Source organism: Microbacterium sp. LWH13-1.2 (assembly GCF_038397735.1).
Lineage (GTDB): Bacteria > Actinomycetota > Actinomycetes > Actinomycetales > Microbacteriaceae > Microbacterium.
This window is the reverse complement of record NZ_CP151635.1, coordinates 815860-832630: the sequence shown is the minus strand read 5'-3', so window position 1 is coordinate 832630 and position 16771 is coordinate 815860. Positions and strand designations below refer to the sequence as shown.

Annotated in this window: 19 protein-coding genes; 10 read left to right on the top strand and 9 right to left on the bottom strand. The window is 69.3% G+C overall.

Annotated elements, in window-relative coordinates:
* Positions 1 to 30 precede the first annotated feature (30 nt).
* From MRBLWH13_RS03800 to MRBLWH13_RS03790, 3 genes are read left to right on the top strand one after another with little or no spacing between them, the layout of a single operon-like run.
* Positions 31 to 1059 carry an endonuclease/exonuclease/phosphatase family protein gene (locus MRBLWH13_RS03800; protein WP_341956983.1) on the top strand — a complete coding sequence of 343 codons (1029 nt, stop codon included), beginning with the start codon at positions 31 to 33 and terminating at the stop codon, positions 1057 to 1059.
* Positions 1060 to 1096: 37 nt separating this feature from the next.
* Complete coding sequence (locus tag MRBLWH13_RS03795) at positions 1097 to 2518, top strand: aminopeptidase P family protein (RefSeq protein ID WP_341956982.1); 1422 nt, start codon at positions 1097 to 1099, stop codon at positions 2516 to 2518.
* A gap of 9 nt (positions 2519 to 2527) precedes the next feature.
* A complete protein-coding gene (locus MRBLWH13_RS03790; protein WP_341956981.1) occupies positions 2528 to 3355 on the top strand; it encodes a phosphotransferase in 828 nt (275 codons plus the stop codon).
* A gap of 50 nt (positions 3356 to 3405) precedes the next feature.
* Here the strand turns inward: MRBLWH13_RS03790 and MRBLWH13_RS03785 are convergent, their stop codons facing one another.
* From MRBLWH13_RS03785 to MRBLWH13_RS03765, 5 genes are read right to left on the bottom strand one after another with little or no spacing between them, the layout of a single operon-like run.
* Positions 3406 to 3819 carry a VOC family protein gene (locus MRBLWH13_RS03785; RefSeq protein ID WP_341956980.1) on the bottom strand — a complete coding sequence of 138 codons (414 nt, stop codon included), beginning with the start codon at positions 3817 to 3819 and terminating at the stop codon, positions 3406 to 3408.
* The gene (locus tag MRBLWH13_RS03780; RefSeq protein ID WP_341956979.1) at positions 3816 to 4553 is read right to left on the bottom strand and encodes a metallophosphoesterase family protein; all 738 of its coding nucleotides are present in this window, start codon (positions 4551 to 4553) and stop codon (positions 3816 to 3818) included. The genes MRBLWH13_RS03785 and MRBLWH13_RS03780 overlap by 4 nt, the downstream gene beginning before the upstream one ends.
* A gap of 12 nt (positions 4554 to 4565) precedes the next feature.
* Complete coding sequence (locus MRBLWH13_RS03775; protein ID WP_341956978.1) at positions 4566 to 5216, bottom strand: alpha/beta family hydrolase; 651 nt, start codon at positions 5214 to 5216, stop codon at positions 4566 to 4568.
* Positions 5216 to 5956 carry a DUF4870 domain-containing protein gene (locus MRBLWH13_RS03770; protein ID WP_341956977.1) on the bottom strand — a complete coding sequence of 247 codons (741 nt, stop codon included), beginning with the start codon at positions 5954 to 5956 and terminating at the stop codon, positions 5216 to 5218. The genes MRBLWH13_RS03775 and MRBLWH13_RS03770 overlap by 1 nt, the downstream gene beginning before the upstream one ends.
* The gene (locus MRBLWH13_RS03765) at positions 5956 to 6708 is read right to left on the bottom strand and encodes a general stress protein (protein WP_341956976.1); all 753 of its coding nucleotides are present in this window, start codon (positions 6706 to 6708) and stop codon (positions 5956 to 5958) included. The genes MRBLWH13_RS03770 and MRBLWH13_RS03765 overlap by 1 nt, the downstream gene beginning before the upstream one ends.
* A 112-nt stretch (positions 6709 to 6820) precedes the next feature.
* On the opposite strand from MRBLWH13_RS03765, the gene MRBLWH13_RS03760 reads away from it, so the two are divergent.
* From MRBLWH13_RS03760 to MRBLWH13_RS03745, 4 genes are read left to right on the top strand one after another with little or no spacing between them, the layout of a single operon-like run.
* Entirely contained in the window at positions 6821 to 8086 is a 1266-nt protein-coding gene (locus MRBLWH13_RS03760; RefSeq protein WP_341956974.1) for a CBS domain-containing protein, read from the top strand.
* On the top strand, positions 8086 to 8631 hold the full coding sequence (locus MRBLWH13_RS03755) for a DUF1003 domain-containing protein (protein WP_341956973.1): 546 nt from the start codon (positions 8086 to 8088) through the stop codon (positions 8629 to 8631). Before MRBLWH13_RS03760 ends, MRBLWH13_RS03755 begins: the two co-directional genes overlap by 1 nt.
* A complete protein-coding gene (locus MRBLWH13_RS03750) occupies positions 8628 to 9746 on the top strand; it encodes an Mrp/NBP35 family ATP-binding protein (protein ID WP_341956972.1) in 1119 nt (372 codons plus the stop codon). The genes MRBLWH13_RS03755 and MRBLWH13_RS03750 overlap by 4 nt, the downstream gene beginning before the upstream one ends.
* Positions 9747 to 9755: 9 nt before the next feature.
* Entirely contained in the window at positions 9756 to 10229 is a 474-nt protein-coding gene (locus MRBLWH13_RS03745) for a YcxB family protein (protein WP_341956971.1), read from the top strand.
* Positions 10230 to 10284: 55 nt separating this feature from the next.
* On the opposite strand, the gene MRBLWH13_RS03740 is transcribed toward MRBLWH13_RS03745, so the two are convergent.
* Entirely contained in the window at positions 10285 to 10671 is a 387-nt protein-coding gene (locus MRBLWH13_RS03740) for a Sec-independent protein translocase TatB (RefSeq protein ID WP_341956970.1), read from the bottom strand.
* Positions 10672 to 10760: 89 nt separating this feature from the next.
* Between MRBLWH13_RS03740 and MRBLWH13_RS03735 the strand changes: the two genes are divergently transcribed.
* A complete protein-coding gene (locus MRBLWH13_RS03735; protein WP_341956969.1) occupies positions 10761 to 11396 on the top strand; it encodes a class I SAM-dependent methyltransferase in 636 nt (211 codons plus the stop codon).
* 88 nt (positions 11397 to 11484) lie between these two features.
* On the opposite strand, the gene MRBLWH13_RS03730 is transcribed toward MRBLWH13_RS03735, so the two are convergent.
* The 3 genes from MRBLWH13_RS03730 to dapE form a co-directional block, all read right to left on the bottom strand.
* On the bottom strand, positions 11485 to 11658 hold the full coding sequence (locus MRBLWH13_RS03730; RefSeq protein ID WP_017203323.1) for a DUF3117 domain-containing protein: 174 nt from the start codon (positions 11656 to 11658) through the stop codon (positions 11485 to 11487).
* A 96-nt stretch (positions 11659 to 11754) separates the two neighbouring features.
* Complete coding sequence (locus tag MRBLWH13_RS03725) at positions 11755 to 12972, bottom strand: hypothetical protein (RefSeq protein WP_341956967.1); 1218 nt, start codon at positions 12970 to 12972, stop codon at positions 11755 to 11757.
* A complete protein-coding gene (dapE, locus tag MRBLWH13_RS03720) occupies positions 12954 to 14027 on the bottom strand; it encodes a succinyl-diaminopimelate desuccinylase (RefSeq protein WP_341956966.1) in 1074 nt (357 codons plus the stop codon). Before dapE ends, MRBLWH13_RS03725 begins: the two co-directional genes overlap by 19 nt.
* 65 nt (positions 14028 to 14092) lie before the next feature.
* On the opposite strand from dapE, the gene dapD reads away from it, so the two are divergent.
* A complete protein-coding gene (dapD, locus tag MRBLWH13_RS03715) occupies positions 14093 to 15046 on the top strand; it encodes a 2,3,4,5-tetrahydropyridine-2,6-dicarboxylate N-succinyltransferase (protein WP_341956965.1) in 954 nt (317 codons plus the stop codon).
* A gap of 225 nt (positions 15047 to 15271) precedes the next feature.
* Positions 15272 to 16672 (top strand): DEAD/DEAH box helicase, encoded by a 1401-nt coding sequence (locus MRBLWH13_RS03710; RefSeq protein WP_341956964.1) that lies wholly within the window; start codon positions 15272 to 15274, stop codon positions 16670 to 16672.
* Positions 16673 to 16771: the final 99 nt, after the last annotated feature.

Sequence of the window (16771 nt, the reverse complement as noted above, 5' to 3'; positions counted from 1 at the left end):
TTCACAGAGACGCCTTCTAGGCTGGATGGGATGTTTCGACTACTGGGGATCCTCGTCACCGTGCTGTTCGCGATCGCGACGGCTGTGGTGGTGTGGCCGCAGTTCTTCCATCTCGAGCAGACGTATCCGTTCGCGCAGGTCGTCGCGGCTCGTGGGGTCGTGCTCGCCGCGTTCCTCGTCGTCGCAGCTCTCGCCCTGCTGCTCCTCCTCGCCAGGCCGCTGCGTGGCTTCGCCGCATCCGTCCTGATCGTCGCCCTGCTCGGCGCCGGCGCGACCGGTGCCATCGGATTCCAGCGCGGGTTCGGTGGAGACACCCTTCCTGCCGCGACGGACTCCAGCATCCGCGTTCTCACGTGGAACACGGCCGGCGACGAGGTCTCCGCCGAGGAGATCGCCGGGCAGATCCTCGATAGGGGTGCCGACATCGTCGCGCTCCCGGAGACAACCGAGGAGGTCGGCGAGCAGATCGCGGTGCTGCTGCGCGAGCAGGACCACCCGATGTGGGTGCACCACGTGCAGTTCAAGCCGGATGTCGTCGATGGTCCGAAGTCCTGGCACACGACGGTCCTCGTCTCCCCCGATCTCGGCGAGTACTCGGTCATCGAGTCCTCGGAGGACGGCACGAGCAACACGGGTTCCGTGCCGAGTGTCGTGCTGATGCCGGTCGGCGGGAACGCCGGCGGCCCCGCGATCGTGGCCGTGCACGCCGTCGCGCCCCGCATGGAGGACATGGCGCAGTGGCAGAGCGATCTGCGCTGGATCGCCGATCAGTGCCCCGAGGGGAACTTCATCCTCGCCGGCGACTTCAACGCGACGATCGACCATATGGCCGGCCTCGGTGTCGACGGCGGCGACATGGGGTACTGCCGAGATGCCGCGACACGCACCGGGAACGGCTACAGCGGCACCTGGCCGAGCTCCCTTCCGGCGATCCTCAGCACTCCGATCGACCACGTCATGGCGTCCCCGAGCTGGACCGCCACCGGGTCTGTCGTCATCGACGACGCCGCCGGCAGCGATCACCGCGGCCTCGTGGTGCAGCTCGAGCCCGCAGGCTGACATCCCGCGTCCGTCGCGCAGGTGACAGACTGGAGGGATGAGCACCGCAGAGCGCGACACGATCGCAGAGCCCACCGCAGAGACCCCCGTCGAGGCGACGACGACGAACCGCAAGCAGCCCTTCCCCCGCGGCTTCCTCGACACGATCTCGACCGGTTGGGCGGAGCGCCCTGAGTCGATCCCCGCACCTCGCGCACAGGCCTCGTACGCGGCGACCCGCCGGGCAGCCGTCTCGGCCGCGTTCCCCGGCAAGCGCCTCGTCATCCCCGCAGGTTCTCTGAAGCAGCGCAGCAACGACACCGACTACCCGTACCGCGCGCATTCGGCATTCGCGCACCTCACAGGGTGGGCCTCGGATTCCGAACCCGATTCGATCCTCGTCTTCGACCCCACCGACGCCGGTCATGACGTCACCCTCTACTTCCGTGAGCGGGCGGACCGCACGACGACCGAGTTCTACGCGGACGCCACGGTCGGGGAGTTCTGGATCGGCCCCCGTCCCTCACTCGCAGGAGTCGCCGCCGACCTCGCGGTCGAGACGCAGCACCTCGACCGGTTCGCCGCAGTCGACGGCGAGCTGGTGCTCGACGAGGATGACGACCTCACCCGCTTCGTCTCCGAGCTGCGTCTGGTCAAGGACGAGTTCGAGATCGCCGAGATGCGCCGCGCGGTCGACATCACCGCTCAGGGCTTCGAGGACGTGATCCGCTCGCTCCCCGAGGCGATCGCGCACCCACGCGGCGAGCGCGTCGTCGAGGGCGTGTTCCACCGCCGAGCCCGGGAGGACGGCAACGGCGAGGGCTACGACACGATCGCCGCCTCCGGCCCTCACGCGTGCTACCTGCACTGGACGCGCAACGACGGCACCGTCGTCCCCGGGGATCTGATCCTCGTCGATGCGGGTGTCGAGGCCGACAGCCTGTACACCGCCGACATCACCCGTACTCTGCCGGTCTCCGGCACTTTCACCGAGGTCCAGCGTCGCGTCTACGAGACCGTCCGCGAGGCTGCGGACGCCGCCTTCGCCGCAGCACGGATCGGAGTGCGCTTCCGCGAGGTGCACGAAGCCGCCATGCGGGTGATCGCCGCACGTGTCGCCGAATGGGGTCTGCTGCCCGTGACCGCCCAGGAGGCCCTCGACGGCGACGCGGGAGGACAGCACCGCCGCTACATGGTGCACGGCACGTCGCACCACCTCGGCATCGACGTGCACGATTGCGCTCAGGCCCGCCGTGAGATGTACTACGACGGCATCCTTGCCCCGGGCATGGTGTTCACGATCGAGCCTGGCCTGTACTTCCAGATCGACGACCTCACCGTGCCAGCGGAGTACCGCGGCATCGGAGTGCGCATCGAGGACGACATCCTGATGACGGAGGACGGCCCGGTCAACCTGTCGGCAGACATCCCCCGCACGGCCGACGAGGTCGAGGCGTGGATCGCTCGGGTCCAGGGCTGAATCTGCCCGATGCATGAGGGCGAGCTCGAGCTCACCGACGAGACCGCCGGGCGTCTGATCGCCCGGCGGTTTCCCGAGTTCGCCCTGATGCCGCTGCGGCGGGTCCCCACGGCGGGGACGGTGAACGCGATCTTCCGCATCGGCGACGATCTCGCGGCGCGATTTCCGCTCACCGGAGAGACCGAGGCGGCGCTGACCGCCGAGGCCGACGCGATGTCGGCGTTCGCTGCGGTGTGCCCGGTGGCGGCGCCACGGCCTGTCGGTATCGCCACGGCATCCCCGGACTATCCGTCGTCGTGGTCGGCACAGACCTGGGTGCCGGGAGAGACTGCGAGCCACCATCGCCACGCGACATCCGATTCGCTGGCGTTCGACGTCGCCGGGCTGATCAGAGCTCTCCGGGCGACGGATGTGCGCGGATGCGTCTTCGACGGCCACGGTCGCGGAAGCATCCTCACCGACCACGACGAGTGGATCGCGCTGTGCGTCGAGCGGAGCGGGCACCTGCTGGACACCGATCGCGTGCGGACGCTCTGGGATGCTCTGCGCTCCCTCCCCTCCTCGGGTCCTGATGTCATGAGCCATCGGGACCTCACACCTTTCAACCTCCTGGTCTCAGAGGATCGCCTGGTCGGCGTGCGCGACGGAGGCGGCTTCGGAGCGGCGGATCCTGCGCTCGACCTCGTCGCCGCCTGGCATCTGTTCGACGCCCGTCGTCGCCGGGTCGTCCGAGACCGGCTGGGCTCGGAAGACGTCGAATGGATGCGGGGGCGGCATGGGCTCTGCAGCAGGCGATGGGGCTCGGCTGGTACTACGAGGACTCCAACCCCGCCATGAGCGACCTCGGGCTGTCGACCGTGCAGCGGCTGCTCGACGACGCCGAGCTCTCATCCCTCGGGTGATGCCTCGTCGTGTGACTCCGCGACGATCTCGACCTTGAACCCCTGCGCGTTCTCCACCCATCCCGCATAGTGGTCCGGTCCGCCGGCGTGCGGATACCTCTCGTGGTACAGCGGATGCCACCCGTGCGCCTCCGCGTCCGCCAGCACGGCATCGACCTCGTAGCGGGTCCCGCCCCAGAAGGCCAGGTGGTTCACCCCCGCACGACGCCGGTCATGTGCGGCAGACGTGAGGTTCGGCGAGGTAGTGAGCGTCACATAGGCACTCCCGGAATCCCACGTGCGGCCATCCGACCACTCACTCGTGAACTCGAGACCCAGTCGTGCGAGCAGCCACCCCCAGCTGGTCACTGCCTCATCGATGTCGGGCACCCAGATCTCGACGTGATGCAGCCCTTTCATGACTGCCGCCCCCGGTACACGGCGGTGCGGAGCTCGACCGACCAGACATCGGCGGTGGGCATGTCGAGCGACTCAGCCACCGCGATCTCGGCCTCGACGTCATACGGCACCCGCACGAACTGCACGCCGAAAGGATCGTCGGACGATGCCCCGCCTTCGAGGATCACGTAGGACGGAACCGGAGTGTCGAGCGGGTTGCCGACGCTGCCGACGTTGAACAGCGTGCGTCCGTCATTCGATTCGATGTAGGCGTCGTGGATGTCGGCGTAGCCCACGACGTCGGGAGCGGGGCCATCACCCGTCATCTCGGTCGCCTCGAACATCGCGGAGAACTGCTCGGGCGTGTGGTGGAAGTGCACCCTGACATGAGGGCTCTGCGCCGATGCATGGAACAGCCGGATCCGACGACCGCTGAGCTCGAGATCGGCGCTCAGCGGAAGCGCCGCGAGCCATTCCCTGCTCGACGGCGACAGCTCGTCACGCCACCAGACCATCTCGAGCGGTCCGTCGTCGGGGATCGTGGGGAGGAAGTCGTCCCAGTTGCCACGGACATTCAGCTCGCACACGGCGCGGCAGCGCTGCACCGCATCCTCTCCTCGCGGCCCCTTGCCCGCTGTATCCCCGAGATTGACGATGCGGGTGATCCCGCGACGCGCGATGTCGGCGAGCACCGCCTCGAGAGCGGTCAGGTTGCCGTGCACATCCGAGATCAGGGCGATTCGTTCGAGGCTCACCCTGCCATGCTGTCAGGGCCGGGCGAACTCCGCGACGAAAGGCGCGAGCGACGCGCCGATGTCGGATGCCGGGCGCTTGCGGCCCTTCACCTCGAAGGTGTGGCCGCCGCCCTCGATCCAGATGACCCGCGCGTCCTGGCAGGTGGCGATGACGTCGTCGAACTGTGCCACCGGCTGGATGAACGGATCGTTCGTGCCCTCGATGAAGAGCTGAGGGACGAGGATCGGCGGCAGGTGCTCCGCGCGCGGCTTCTCGGGCTTGCCCGGCGCGTGCAGAGGATAGCCGAGGTAGGCGAGGCCGTCGACGGTGAGTCCCTCGGACACCGCCATGGAGGCCATGCGCCCGCCGTAGGACTTGCCGGTGGCCCAGATCGTCGCCGCGGGGTCCTGTTCGCGGGCGAAGGCGACGACCGCGTTCCACGTCGCGATCGCGTGCGCTGCCGGTCCAGGCATCCTGCGGCCCTGCTCCACGTACGGGAAGTTGAACCGCAACGTCGAGAATCCGAGCGCCCCGAGCGCGTCGGCGAAGCCCGTGAGGAAGGGATGGTCCTTGCCCGTGCCCGCGCCGTGCGCGATGACGACGGTCGCACCGTTCGTCCCGGGAGCCCAGTCCGCGGAGACCGTCGCCGTCCCCGTGGGCAGCTCGACCGGGATGACCGTCATCAGCGGCGGAGATACGGGATCGCGAAGGGCACCCTCATGACCTTGCCACCCGCTGCTCGGACCATGCCGACGATCACGAGGACGAGGTGCAGCACCGAGAGCGCGAAGTAGATCGTGATCGGGATCCCGATCGGGTAGAAGCCCGAGGTCGGAGAGTCAGCCGTCAACGAGAACAGCAGAACGAAATGCGAGACCAGAAGGACCGTCGAGACGAGCAGGTAGGTCAGGCCCCAGTTCAGTGCTGCCCGCGCGTTATCCCGCGCTACTCCCCCGAAGCGACGGGAGGCTCCGCCACTGACCGCCATCGCGATCCCGGACGCGAGTCCGCCGAGGAATGGGAAGGGGATGAGGATCAGCAGGCCCAGCGCCCACGGCAGCAGGCCACGCGGCGGGACGGCAGCCGGATAGGTGCCGACCGGGTAGCCCCCTGCGGGGTACCCGGGAGCGGGGTGACCGGGGTGCTGCTGCGGGTATCCGTACGCGGGCCCCTGCGGTTGGGCGTAGGGGGGAGCTTGCGGCAGTGAGTGCCCGGGAGCTTGCGGCGGTGCGTACGCGGGCGCCAGCGGCGGGGCATCGCCGTAGACCGGCGTCTGCGGCGGGACCGGAGGCAGCGGTCCTTCTGTCGGCGCAGGCGGTACCGGCGGTGCAGGCGGAACGGACTCGTACGGCGACGGAGCCGGCGTCTGCGCCTCTGTGGTCGAATCGGAGAGCGGGTTCGTCTCGCTGTTCGGGTTCGTCATCAGGCGGGCTCCGCCGACTTCGGCGGAATACCGGCTGCACCGGAACCCGGAGCCTCGGCGGGCGGCCCGGCCGGATCTGCCGGCCGCGGCGGGATCGCGGGCTCTGCCGGGGGGTTCTGGCCGCCTCCCAGAGGCGGTGTCGGCTCGGATCCGGGGGCCTGATCGGGGCCGGGCGTCGGCTCGACGGGGGTCGCGGGCGGAGTCGGCGCCGTGTGGCCGCCGGGGGTGATGCGTTCGCCGTATCGGGGCGGCTCGTCGAGGTCCACAGGTGCGCGCACCGGAGCGGGCTTGGCTGCGCCGAGGGCCAGACGTGCCTTCGCCAGTGATGCCGCCTGCACGCGGACCTCGTAGTGGTCGGCCGCGAACTGCGTGACGCTCGCGAAATCGCGGCGGCGCCGAACGATCGCATAGGTGACCAGGCTCAGCAGCATTCCGAGGGCGACACCGATGAACACGAACCCGACGAACAGCTGGATCGGCACCTCCGGGTTGCCGATCACGAGGATCGCCGAGAGGAAGAGACCGATGAGCACGCCGTTGATGGCGCCCGACCGGGCCGCGGCCGCGTAGCCGAGGCGACCGGTGATGCGCTCGACCGTGCGGACGCTCTGCCCGATGATCGCGATGTCTCTGGCTGGCACCTCCTGGGCGATCAGTTTCGACACCGTCTTCTGGGCGCCTTCGTAATCGCGGGTGGAGGCGACGATCTCGCCTTCATCGCGGCTGTCAGCTGGACGGTTCAGCATGCTCATCCCGCCATTGTTCCATGCCTGCCGATGCGCGGGCCGGGCGCGTGTCGGGCCGAGGCGTCGGCGCGACGCTCCGGGCAGCACCCGGACAGGCCCTGCGCACTACGCTGGATGAGTGAGCACACAACGGGTATTCGCCGCGCGTCTTGCAGGGTGCGCCGTCTTCGACCCCGTGGGCGACCGGCTCGGCAAAGTCCGTGATGTCGTCATCGTGTACCGAAGTACGGCGGCCCCGCGCGTGATCGGCCTCGTGGTCGAGATCCCCGGGCGTCGACACGTCTTCCTCTCGATCGGACGTGTGACGTCGATCCGCGCCGGCCAGGTCATCAGCACGGGTCTCATCAACGTGCGGCGGTTCTCGCCGCGTGCCGGCGAGGTGCGCGTCCTGGCCGAGCTGCTCGGCCGACGGGTGAGCCTCGTCGACGGGACCGGCACCGCCGTGATCGAAGACGTGGCGATCGAGCCCAACCGCCTCGGCGAGTGGGCCGTCAGCCAGCTCTTCCTCCGCCGACCGAAGACCAGCGCGTCGCCGTTCGCGAAGGGCCCGACCACGTTCGCCGCCTGGAGCGAGGTCGCGGAGCAGCATTCACCCGGAGAGGCGCAGTCGGCAGAGCAGCTCGTCGCGTCCTACTCCGAGCTGCACGCAGCCGACCTCGCGAACACCCTGCTCGATCTGCCGCAGCAGCGCATGATCGAGGTCGCCGAGGAGCTCTCCGACGACCGCCTCGCCGACGCCCTCGAGGAGATGCCCGAGGACGAGCAGGTGCACATCCTCGATCGCCTGGGCGACGAGCGCGCCGCCGACATCCTCGACCAGATGGAGCCCGACGACGCGGCCGACCTCCTCGCCCAGCTTCCGCCCAACCGGCTCGAGCAGCTGCTCGAGCTGATGGAGCCGGAAGAGGCAGAAGATGTCAGGATGCTGCTCCGCTACGGCCCCGATACCGCGGGTGGTCTGATGACCCCGGAGCCGATCATCCTCTCCGCCGATGCCACGGTGGCGGAGGCCCTCGCTCTCATCCGCCGACACGAGCTGCACCCTGCCCTCGCGGCGGCGGTCTTCGTGACTCTGCCACCCTTCGAGACGCCGACCGGCCGCCTGCTCGGTATGGTGCACTTCCAGCGGATGCTGCGCTACCCCCCTCATGAGCGACTCGGCGCCATCATGGACGACAGCCTCGAGCCGGTGCACGTCACGGCCTCCGCCGCTGAGGTCGCCCGCATGCTCGCCAGCTACGACCTCGTCTCTCTGCCGGTGATCGACACCGCGCACCGTCTGGTCGGCGCGATCAGCATCGACGACGTCCTCGATTACCTGCTCCCCGACGACTGGCGCACGCACGACAGCGACGAGCCGACTGTCCCGAAGGAGGTGCGCTGATGGCACGCTCCCGCTCCCGCTCGCCTCAGCTCGACGCTCCTCTGGGCCGCGGCACCTCTCGCCAGCGGTCGACGTCGCGCGACCGTTTCGGGCGCTTCACCGAATGGGTCGCCCGCGCCATGGGCACCCCCGCGTTCCTGCTGATCCTCACGCTGTTCTGCGTGCTCTGGATCTGCTGGAACACGCTGCTGCCCGATCACCTGCGCTTCGATGACGCGGCGCTCGGCTTCACGGCCCTCACCCTGATGCTCTCGCTGCAGGCGTCGTACGCCGCTCCCCTGATCCTGCTCGCGCAGAACCGCCAGGACGACCGCGACCGCGTGCAGATCGAGCAGGACCGTCAGCGCGCCGAGCGCAACCTCGCCGACACCGAGTACCTCGCCCGTGAGATCGTCGCTCTGCGCATGGCGCTCGAGGAGCGCACCAACCAGGTCGTGACGCGCGATGTCCTCCGCCAGGAGCTCAAGGCCCTTATGGCCGAGCTCGGCGAGAGCGACGACGCGCCGACCGCCGAACGACGCTCCGGCGGGCGATCCGCATCATGAGTTCCGCCGAGTCCGTCCGCGCTGCGGTCGCGGCCGTCAGCGACCCTGAACTGCGGCGGCCGATCGGCGACCTCGACATGGTGAGGGAGATCGCGGTCGAGGGCGGTCACGCGCACGTCGCCATCGTGCTCACGATCGTGGGGTGCCCCGCAGCGGCCCGCATCGAGTCCGATGTGCGCGCCGCCGCGGCATCCGTACCCGGTGTCACCGAGGTCGACGTCGAGGTCGGCGTGATGACCCCGACCGAGCGCAAGGCCCTCACCGAGAAGCTCCGCGACGGACGCCCCGCTCGCCAGATGCCGTTCGGCCCGGATTCGCTCACTCGTGTGATCCTCGTCTCCAGCGGCAAGGGCGGAGTGGGCAAGTCCACCGTGACCGCGAATCTCGCGGCCTCCCTCGCCGATCAGGGACTGGCCGTGGGCCTGATGGACGCCGACGTGCATGGGTTCTCGATCCCGGGTCTGCTCGGCATCCCGGCCGGAACTCAGCCGACCCGCATCGACGACCTCATGCTTCCGCCTGTGGCGCACGGGGTGAAGACCATCTCGATCGGCATGTTCCTCCGCGACGGCGAGGCCGTGGTCGCCTGGCGCGGGCCGATGCTGCACCGCACGGTGCAGCAGTTCCTGACCGACGTTTTCTTCGGCGACCTCGACATCCTGCTGATCGACATGCCCCCGGGCACCGGCGACATCGCCATCTCGATCGGCCAGCTGCTTCCCCACGCCGAGGTCCTCGTCGTCACGACGCCGCAGGCCGCCGCATCCGACGTGGCGATCCGCAGCGGGCTCGTCGCCCGCCAGACCGGTCAGCGGGTCATCGGCGTCGTCGAGAACATGGGTGCCTTCACCCTGCCGGACGGCACGGTGATCGACCTGTTCGGCTCAGGTGGAGGTGCGGCCGTGGCCGAGGCCCTGTCCGAGTCGCACCCCGTTCCGCTGCTCGCCTCGATCCCGCTCAGCACTGCGCTGCGCACCGGAGGAGACATGGGCGTCCCGATCGTCCTCAGCGACAGCACCGATGCCGCGGCGATGGCGATCCGCGACCTCGCTCGCACCCTCGCCGCCCAGGGACGCGGACTCGCCGGCCGCTCGCTCCCGATGACCCTCGGATAGGTGCGGCAGATGGCACTCACCGTCGATGAGCGGCTGCTGAAAGGTATGGCCCGTGACGCCGCGGTCTACGCTCTCACCCGCCCTGCGGCGATCGTCATGTGGATCGCTCTCACCGCAGCGCTCGCGCTGAGCATCCTGAACCTGAGCGCGTCCGGAGGAAGCGTCGGGCTCTCGGGGCTGCTTCCCGTCGCGAGCATCGCCCTGATGGTGTATGCCGTCGTGATGACGATCGTGGGAGCACGACGCGCGGTACGAGCCGCCACACCCCCGGGAACCGTGGTCTGGGTGCGCCTCGGCGAGAGCGCTCTGCACATCGGCGCAGGCAGCCGTTCGTCGGACATCGAGTACCGCACCTTCCAGAGCATGCGCGCAGGTACGGATGCGGTGCTGCTCAAACTGCGCGGCGCGTCGGCGATCACGGCGATACCGCGGGCGCTGCTGAGTGACGCCGACATCGCGCGGCTGCGCACACGGATCGGCTGAGCGCAGCCCTCAGTTCAGGGCCCGGTTCAGGATCGGGGTTCAGACGGCTTCGGGTTCAGGTGGCTTCGGGGTCGTACGGCGGAGGACTCGAGTTCGAGAACTCCGGTCGCACCCTGGGCGTGTGCACGGGCTTCACCGCGGGCTCCGCGACGACGGTCTCCGCGCGAGCCTGCCCAGGTGCGGGGTCGTCCTCGAAGAGCGCATCCCGGATGATCCGCCGCGGGTCGTACTGCCGGGGATCGAGCTTGCGCCAGTCGACGTCGTCGATCTCGGGGCCCATCTCGTCACGGACGCGCGACTTGGTGTCCCGCAGGAACTCGCCGGCACGTCGAGCGAGCTTGGCGACGCTCTCGGCGTAGCGCGGCAGCCGCTCCGGTCCGATGAGCAGCACAGCGATCAGACCGATAAGCAGCAGCTTTTCGAAGGTGATCCCGAACTGCATCTGTCCAGGCTACCGCCGCGCCTGCCCGTGCGCCGCGCACCGAGCGCATACCCTGGGAGAACACACATCTCAGTCGGGAGAATCAGGCAATGAGCGAGAACGATGCGAACGCACGTTTCATCCGCGAATCCGTCGTGGAGCCGTCGCCGATCGCCCGCGCCCGTGCGCACGCCGTCGAACTCGGCGCGTCGCCGATCAGCGCGGCCGTCGGTTCGCAGATCGCCGTGCTGGCCGCCGCGACAGGCGCTCGATCGATCGTCGAGATCGGTACCGGAGCGGGCGTCTCGGGACTCTGGCTGCTGCGCGGTGCACCGCAGGCCGTCCTGACCTCGATCGACAACGAGCCGGAGCATCTGGCCGCCGCTCGTCAGGCGTTCGCGGATGCGCGCATCCCGGCGACCAAGGCGCGATTCATCACCGGGCGCGCGGCCGACGTGCTTCCGCGCATGAACGAGGCATCGTACGACATCGTGCTCGTCGACGCAGACCCCGAGAACGTCATCGACTACGTCGAGCACGGGCTGCGGCTCGTGCGCACCGGCGGAATGGTGCTGGTCCCCCGCGTGCTCGGCGGGGGCCGCGTCGCCGACCCCGTGCAGCGGGACGAAGTCACCTCGGCCTATCGCTCGCTCATCCAGGAGACGCAGGAGTCGTCCGCCGTGCTCGCCACCGTGTCGACGACCGGCGAGGGCCTGCTGCAGCTGATCAGCGTCGGAGAGTCCTGAGCGATCGGACCACCAAGATGGAAAGAGGGCGACGGATCATCGATCCGTCGCCCTCTTCGTGAATCCGCGTGCGCGAATTCGAGTTCTATCAGGCGGGAGCCACGACGGCTGCCAGCACGTCGTGAAGTTCCTTCGCCTCTGCGTCGTTCACGGAGACGACCAGACGGCCGCCTCCTTCGAGCGGGACGCGCACGATGATGAGTCGCCCTTCTTTCACGGCCTCCATGGGTCCGTCTCCGGTCCTCGGCTTCATCGCTGCCATCGTGGGCTCCTTTTCCTCCGGTGGTATGCGATCAGTTTATCGGGTGTTACCCGAACCTGGACGTCCCCTATGAAGAAATGCATCAAGCCTTAACATTCACGGCACCTGCCAGAACGTGTTGCCGAGCGCATAGACGTGGTAGATCCAGACCCACTGGCCCCCCAGACAGGCGGCCAGGACGCCCACCCTCCAGAGGCGCGACCGCGGCACCGCGAGCGCTCCCCAGGCAGGGCTCAGGGGAAGCAGCAGCCGGAACGTGCTCGACTGCGGGAAGAACACCGCGAGCAGGTAGAGCAGGTAGCTCGCGCTCCACAGACGCAGATCCGGACCGAGTGCGCGCATCTGCGGCAGGTAGATCAGCGCGGCGCCGGCCGTCACCACGAGGAGAGCGAGCACGACCGGCCCCCAGGACGTCGCGAGCCCCCACTGTCCGAACCAGAACTGGGATGCCTGGAGCCATCCCTCGAAGGGGATGAAGCCCTCGACCCCGCCGACGAGCCAGTTCCGACGCCAGGAGAGCTCGGTCGCGAGGTAGGCCCCTGGGTCTCCGGTGACGACGCCGGCGATCACCTGCCACGAGAATCCGGCCACCGTGGCCAGAGCGCCGAGGGCGACGATGTGCACGACCTCGCGAGTCGCGAGCGGGTCCTCGCGCCGGTGCCACCAGCGGAGGATGCCGTGCAGGCCCAGGTAGAGCGCGAAGGCCAGGATGCCCGGACGCGTGAACGCCATGATCGGGATCAGCAGGTACAGCCACGTGTATCGACGGCGGATCGTGGCGTCGAGTGCGAGGAAGAGCAGGAGGAGGAAGAGCGTCTCCGCGTAGCCGACCTGGAACATCGCAGCGATCGGCCCCGACGCGAAGAACACGACCGACCACATCGCGGCCTGCTGCCCGAGGCGATCGCGCAGCAGGCGGTGCAGAGCGAGGCACGCGAAGTATCCGGCGACGAAGGACAGCAGGAAGGCGCCCATCCCCCACGACCCGAACAGGAAGCCGACCCCTTTGGCCGCGAAGGCGAACACGGGCATGAACGCCCAGGCGTTCTCGGCGACGTCGCCGGACTCGGTGAGCGGCAGGTCGGACGGGTATCCCTCCTCCGCCACGAGCCAGTACCACTGCGCGTCCCAGGCGACGATGAAGTCGGCGAGGCCGGGATCCGCGCCGAATCGCGACAGCGACGTCGACTGCAGCGCCGCGGCGATCATGAGAGCGGTGGTCACCGCACGAGCGGTCAGATAGACGAGCGCGATCCGCAGCGGGAGCGGAGCACTCGCCCAACGACGGGTGACGGTCAGCGCGAGCTGAGCCACGTGCGCAGTCCTCGCTCGACCGCGTCGATCTGCGAGAGCGGCACCCGCTCCTCGTCGTGGTGCGCGAGGTGGGGGTCGCCGGGGCCGTAGTTGACGGCGGGGATGCCGAGGGCCGAGAAGCGCGCCACGTCGGTCCAGCCGTACTTCGGGCGCGGTTCGGCGCCGACGGCGGTCACGAACTCCTGCGCGATGGGGGCGTCGAGCCCCGGGCGGGCGCCCTCTGCGGCATCCGTGATCTCGACGTCGAATCCGGCGAGGAGGTTGCGGATGTGGGCCTCGGCGTCGGCGGCGGACTTGCTCGGCGCGAACCGGTAGTTGACCTCGACCTCGCAGGCGTCGGGGATCACGTTGCCCGCGACTCCCCCGGCGATGCGCACAGCACTCATGCTCTCTCGGTAGAGCAGTCCGTCGACCGGGATCTCTCTCGCGCGGTACTCGGCGAGACGAGCGAGGATCGGGGCCGCGCGATGGATCGCGTTCTCGCCGATCCAGGCGCGCGCCGCGTGGGCGCGGACTCCCGTGGTGCGCACGATGGCGCGCATCGTGCCGTTGCAGCCCCCCTCGACCTCGCCGTTCGACGGCTCGCCGAGGATCGCGAAGTCGGCCTGGAAGAGATCGGGGCGCACCGCGGCGAGAAGCGCCAGGCCGTTCTTCGACGCCTCGACCTCCTCGTTGTCGTACCACATCCAGGTGATGTCGACCGAGGGCTCGGTGAGCTCGGCGGCGAGCTTGAGCTGCACGGCGGTGCCGCTCTTCATGTCGACGGTTCCGCGCCCCCAGAGGTAGGCGACGCCGTCGATCTCGATGTCCTTCGTCGGCACGTTGTCGTTGATCGGCACCGTGTCGATATGACCGGCGATCGCGACCCGCTGTGAGCGTCCGAGGTTCGTGCGGGCGACGATCGTGTTGCCGTGACGGATCACCTCGAGGTGATCGAAGGCCGAGATCGCCTCCTCGATGGCATCCGCGAGGGTCTTCTCGTCACCCGAGACACTCGGGATGTCGCAGATCGCGCGGGTCAGGTCGACGGAGGACGCTGTCAGATCGAGCACCATGTCTCCAGCCTACTTACCCCGACATCTGTGCGATCGCGCATATCTCCTCGCGATAGCGTGGAGTCATGACTGAGGCGCGCACCGTGTGGGGTACTGGACTTTCGACGATCTCCGGCAACGGCACCGTTCTCGATGCCTGGTTCCCCGAGGTGCACACCGAAGCCCCGTCGGCAGGAGACGCCGCGGCCGCGCTCGCCTCCCTCGAGGCCCTGGCCGGGCCCGACGAGCGCCGCAACGTCACGGTGGAGACCGTCCAGCTGCAGATCGACCTGGATGCCGCACCGGCATCGACCGTCGACGCCTACCTGCGCCTGCACGCACTGTCGCACCTGGTGGTGCGTCCGAACCAGCTCAACCTCGACGGCATCTTCGGCCATCTCCCGAATGTGGCGTGGACGAACGCCGGCCCCGTGCACCCCGATGACGCGGCCCGACTCCGTCCGCTGCTGCAGCGTGCCGGCATCCAGGTGCAGGGGCTCGACAAGTTCCCCCGGCTCAGCGACTATGTGCAGCCCGCCGGCGTCCGGATCGCCGACGCCTCGCGCGTCCGTCTCGGCGCCCATCTCTCTCCCGGTACCACCGTCATGCACGAGGGCTTCGTGAACTTCAACGCCGGCACGCTCGGATCATCGATGGTCGAGGGCCGGATCTCGCAGGGCGTCGTCGTCGGCGACGGCAGCGACATCGGCGGAGGCTCCTCGATCATGGGCACCCTGTCCGGGGGCGGCGCACACCGCGTCTCGATCGGTTCTCGCACGCTGCTCGGGGCGAACGCCGGCATCGGCATCTCGCTCGGCGACGACTGCGTGGTGGAGGCCGGTCTCTACGTCACGGCGGGCACCAAGGTCGTCCTCGTCGACGGCCCCGCCACGGCCGACGGTGGCAAGAAGACCGTCAAGGCCGCTGAGCTCTCGGGGCAGGACGGTCTGCTGTTCCGTCGCAATTCGCTCAGCGGAGCGGTCGAGGCGGTTCGCCGCGCCGGCGTCGGCGTGACCCTCAACGACGCGCTTCACGCCTGACGCGACTCGCTGGGGCGGGCGACGTCCCAGGCTTCTCTGCCTGACGCGTGATAGTGTCAAGGCGACGCTCCTCGCGATGCGAGACGTCTGCGTCGTCGACACGCTCCCGCGCCACTTGCCTGGTTCTGGCCATTTCGAACGGCGAAACGATGCGCGATCCCGCGCCGTCGCCCACCTTCCCGCACCCGGCCCGATGGTTCGTGCGTGCATTCTCGGAGATACTTCATGACTTCCTTCCTCGATCTCGGCGTGCCCGCCGACCTCGCCGCCGTCCTCGCAAAGGACGGCAAGACCGAGGCGTTCGCTATTCAGCGCGACACGCTTCCCGATTCCCTGAGCGGACGTGACCTCCTCGGCCGCGGCCGCACCGGCAGCGGCAAGACGATCGCCTTCGCACTCCCCCTGGTCGCCCGCCTCGCCTCCTCGTCGCGCAAGAGCCGTCCCGGACACCCCCGAGGACTCGTCCTCGCTCCGACCCGTGAGCTCGCGACGCAGATCGCCGCGACCATCGCTCCCCTCGCCGAGGCCAAGGGCCTGCGCGTCACCACCGTCTTCGGCGGCGTGAGCCAGCGCCCGCAGGAGCAGGCTATGCGCAACGGCGTCGACATCGTCGTAGCGTGCCCCGGCCGCCTGGAAGACCTCATGAAGCAGCGGGTCGTGCAGCTCGACGCCGTCGAGGTGACCGTGCTCGACGAGGCCGACCACATGGCCGACCTCGGGTTCCTGCCCGGCGTCACCCGCATCCTCACCGCCACCCCCACCGGTGGCCAGCGCCTGCTGTTCAGCGCGACCCTCGACCGCGGCATCGACACGCTCGCGCGTCGCTTCCTCTCGAACGCCGTGAGCCACGAGGTCGATGAAGAGAGCGTGCCCGTCGGCGAGATGACGCACCGCGTGCTCGTGGTCGACTCGACCGACAACAAGACCACGCTCGTGCGCGACCTCGCCTCGGGCACCGGCCGCCGCATCCTCTTCACCCGCACCAAGCACCAGGCCAAGAAGCTCGCGAAGCAGCTCACCGCCGCGGGCATCCCTGCCGTCGACCTGCACGGGAACCTGTCGCAGAACGCGCGAGAGCGCAACCTCGGCGCGTTCTCGTCCGACCCCGAAGACGGCGGAGTGCGCGTTCTCGTCGCGACCGACGTCGCCGCCCGCGGCGTGCACGTCGACAACGTCGACCTCGTCGTCCACGTCGACCCGCCCATGGAGCACAAGGCATACCTGCACCGCTCCGGTCGCACCGCTCGTGCGGGAGCCGCCGGAACGGTCGTCACGGTCGTGCTGCCCGAGCAGCGTCGCGATGTGAAGGACCTCCTGCGCAAGGCGGCCATCACGGCCGCCCTCGAGCCGCTCACGTCGGACGCCGTCACCGAGCTCGTGCCCGAGCGCGCGCCGCACGTTCGTCCGGCTCCTGTGCAGCAGCAGCAGCAGCGTCAGTCGTCGAAGCAGCGCCCGGCCGGTGGCGAGCGCAGTTCAGCCGCCAACCCGCCGTCGCGCCGCAGCCGTCGCCCCCGCTCGGGTGGTCAGGGCGGCCAGGGCGCAACGGCCGGATCCCGTCAGGGCGGCCAGGGCGGATCCCGCTCAGGTGGCCAGGGCGGACGCGGTCGCGGCTCACAGGGTCGCTGACCCTCAGACATGTCGAGGCGGGTGCGCCGATGCTCAGGCGTCGGGGCACCCGCCTTTTCGTGCCCTGCTCCCGATGCTCGGATGAGGCGTGACCTCGTC

Excerpts from the sequence above, each read along its gene's own strand:
- MRBLWH13_RS03800 (WP_341956983.1), top strand. The coding sequence starts at position 31 with ATGTTTCGACTACTGGGGATCCTCGTCACCGTGCTGTTCGCGATCGCG.
- MRBLWH13_RS03795 (WP_341956982.1), top strand. The coding sequence starts at position 1,097 with ATGAGCACCGCAGAGCGCGACACGATCGCAGAGCCCACCGCAGAGACC.
- MRBLWH13_RS03790 (WP_341956981.1), top strand. The coding sequence starts at position 2,528 with ATGCATGAGGGCGAGCTCGAGCTCACCGACGAGACCGCCGGGCGTCTG.
- MRBLWH13_RS03785 (WP_341956980.1), bottom strand. The coding sequence starts at position 3,819 with ATGAAAGGGCTGCATCACGTCGAGATCTGGGTGCCCGACATCGATGAG.
- MRBLWH13_RS03775 (WP_341956978.1), bottom strand. The coding sequence starts at position 5,216 with ATGACGGTCATCCCGGTCGAGCTGCCCACGGGGACGGCGACGGTCTCC.
- MRBLWH13_RS03770 (WP_341956977.1), bottom strand. The coding sequence starts at position 5,956 with ATGACGAACCCGAACAGCGAGACGAACCCGCTCTCCGATTCGACCACA.
- MRBLWH13_RS03765 (WP_341956976.1), bottom strand. The coding sequence starts at position 6,708 with ATGAGCATGCTGAACCGTCCAGCTGACAGCCGCGATGAAGGCGAGATC.
- MRBLWH13_RS03755 (WP_341956973.1), top strand. The coding sequence starts at position 8,086 with ATGGCACGCTCCCGCTCCCGCTCGCCTCAGCTCGACGCTCCTCTGGGC.
- MRBLWH13_RS03750 (WP_341956972.1), top strand. The coding sequence starts at position 8,628 with ATGAGTTCCGCCGAGTCCGTCCGCGCTGCGGTCGCGGCCGTCAGCGAC.
- MRBLWH13_RS03745 (WP_341956971.1), top strand. The coding sequence starts at position 9,756 with ATGGCACTCACCGTCGATGAGCGGCTGCTGAAAGGTATGGCCCGTGAC.
- MRBLWH13_RS03740 (WP_341956970.1), bottom strand. The coding sequence starts at position 10,671 with ATGCAGTTCGGGATCACCTTCGAAAAGCTGCTGCTTATCGGTCTGATC.
- MRBLWH13_RS03735 (WP_341956969.1), top strand. The coding sequence starts at position 10,761 with ATGAGCGAGAACGATGCGAACGCACGTTTCATCCGCGAATCCGTCGTG.
- MRBLWH13_RS03730 (WP_017203323.1), bottom strand. The coding sequence starts at position 11,658 with ATGGCAGCGATGAAGCCGAGGACCGGAGACGGACCCATGGAGGCCGTG.
- dapE (WP_341956966.1), bottom strand. The coding sequence starts at position 14,027 with ATGGTGCTCGATCTGACAGCGTCCTCCGTCGACCTGACCCGCGCGATC.
- dapD (WP_341956965.1), top strand. The coding sequence starts at position 14,093 with ATGACTGAGGCGCGCACCGTGTGGGGTACTGGACTTTCGACGATCTCC.
- MRBLWH13_RS03710 (WP_341956964.1), top strand. The coding sequence starts at position 15,272 with ATGACTTCCTTCCTCGATCTCGGCGTGCCCGCCGACCTCGCCGCCGTC.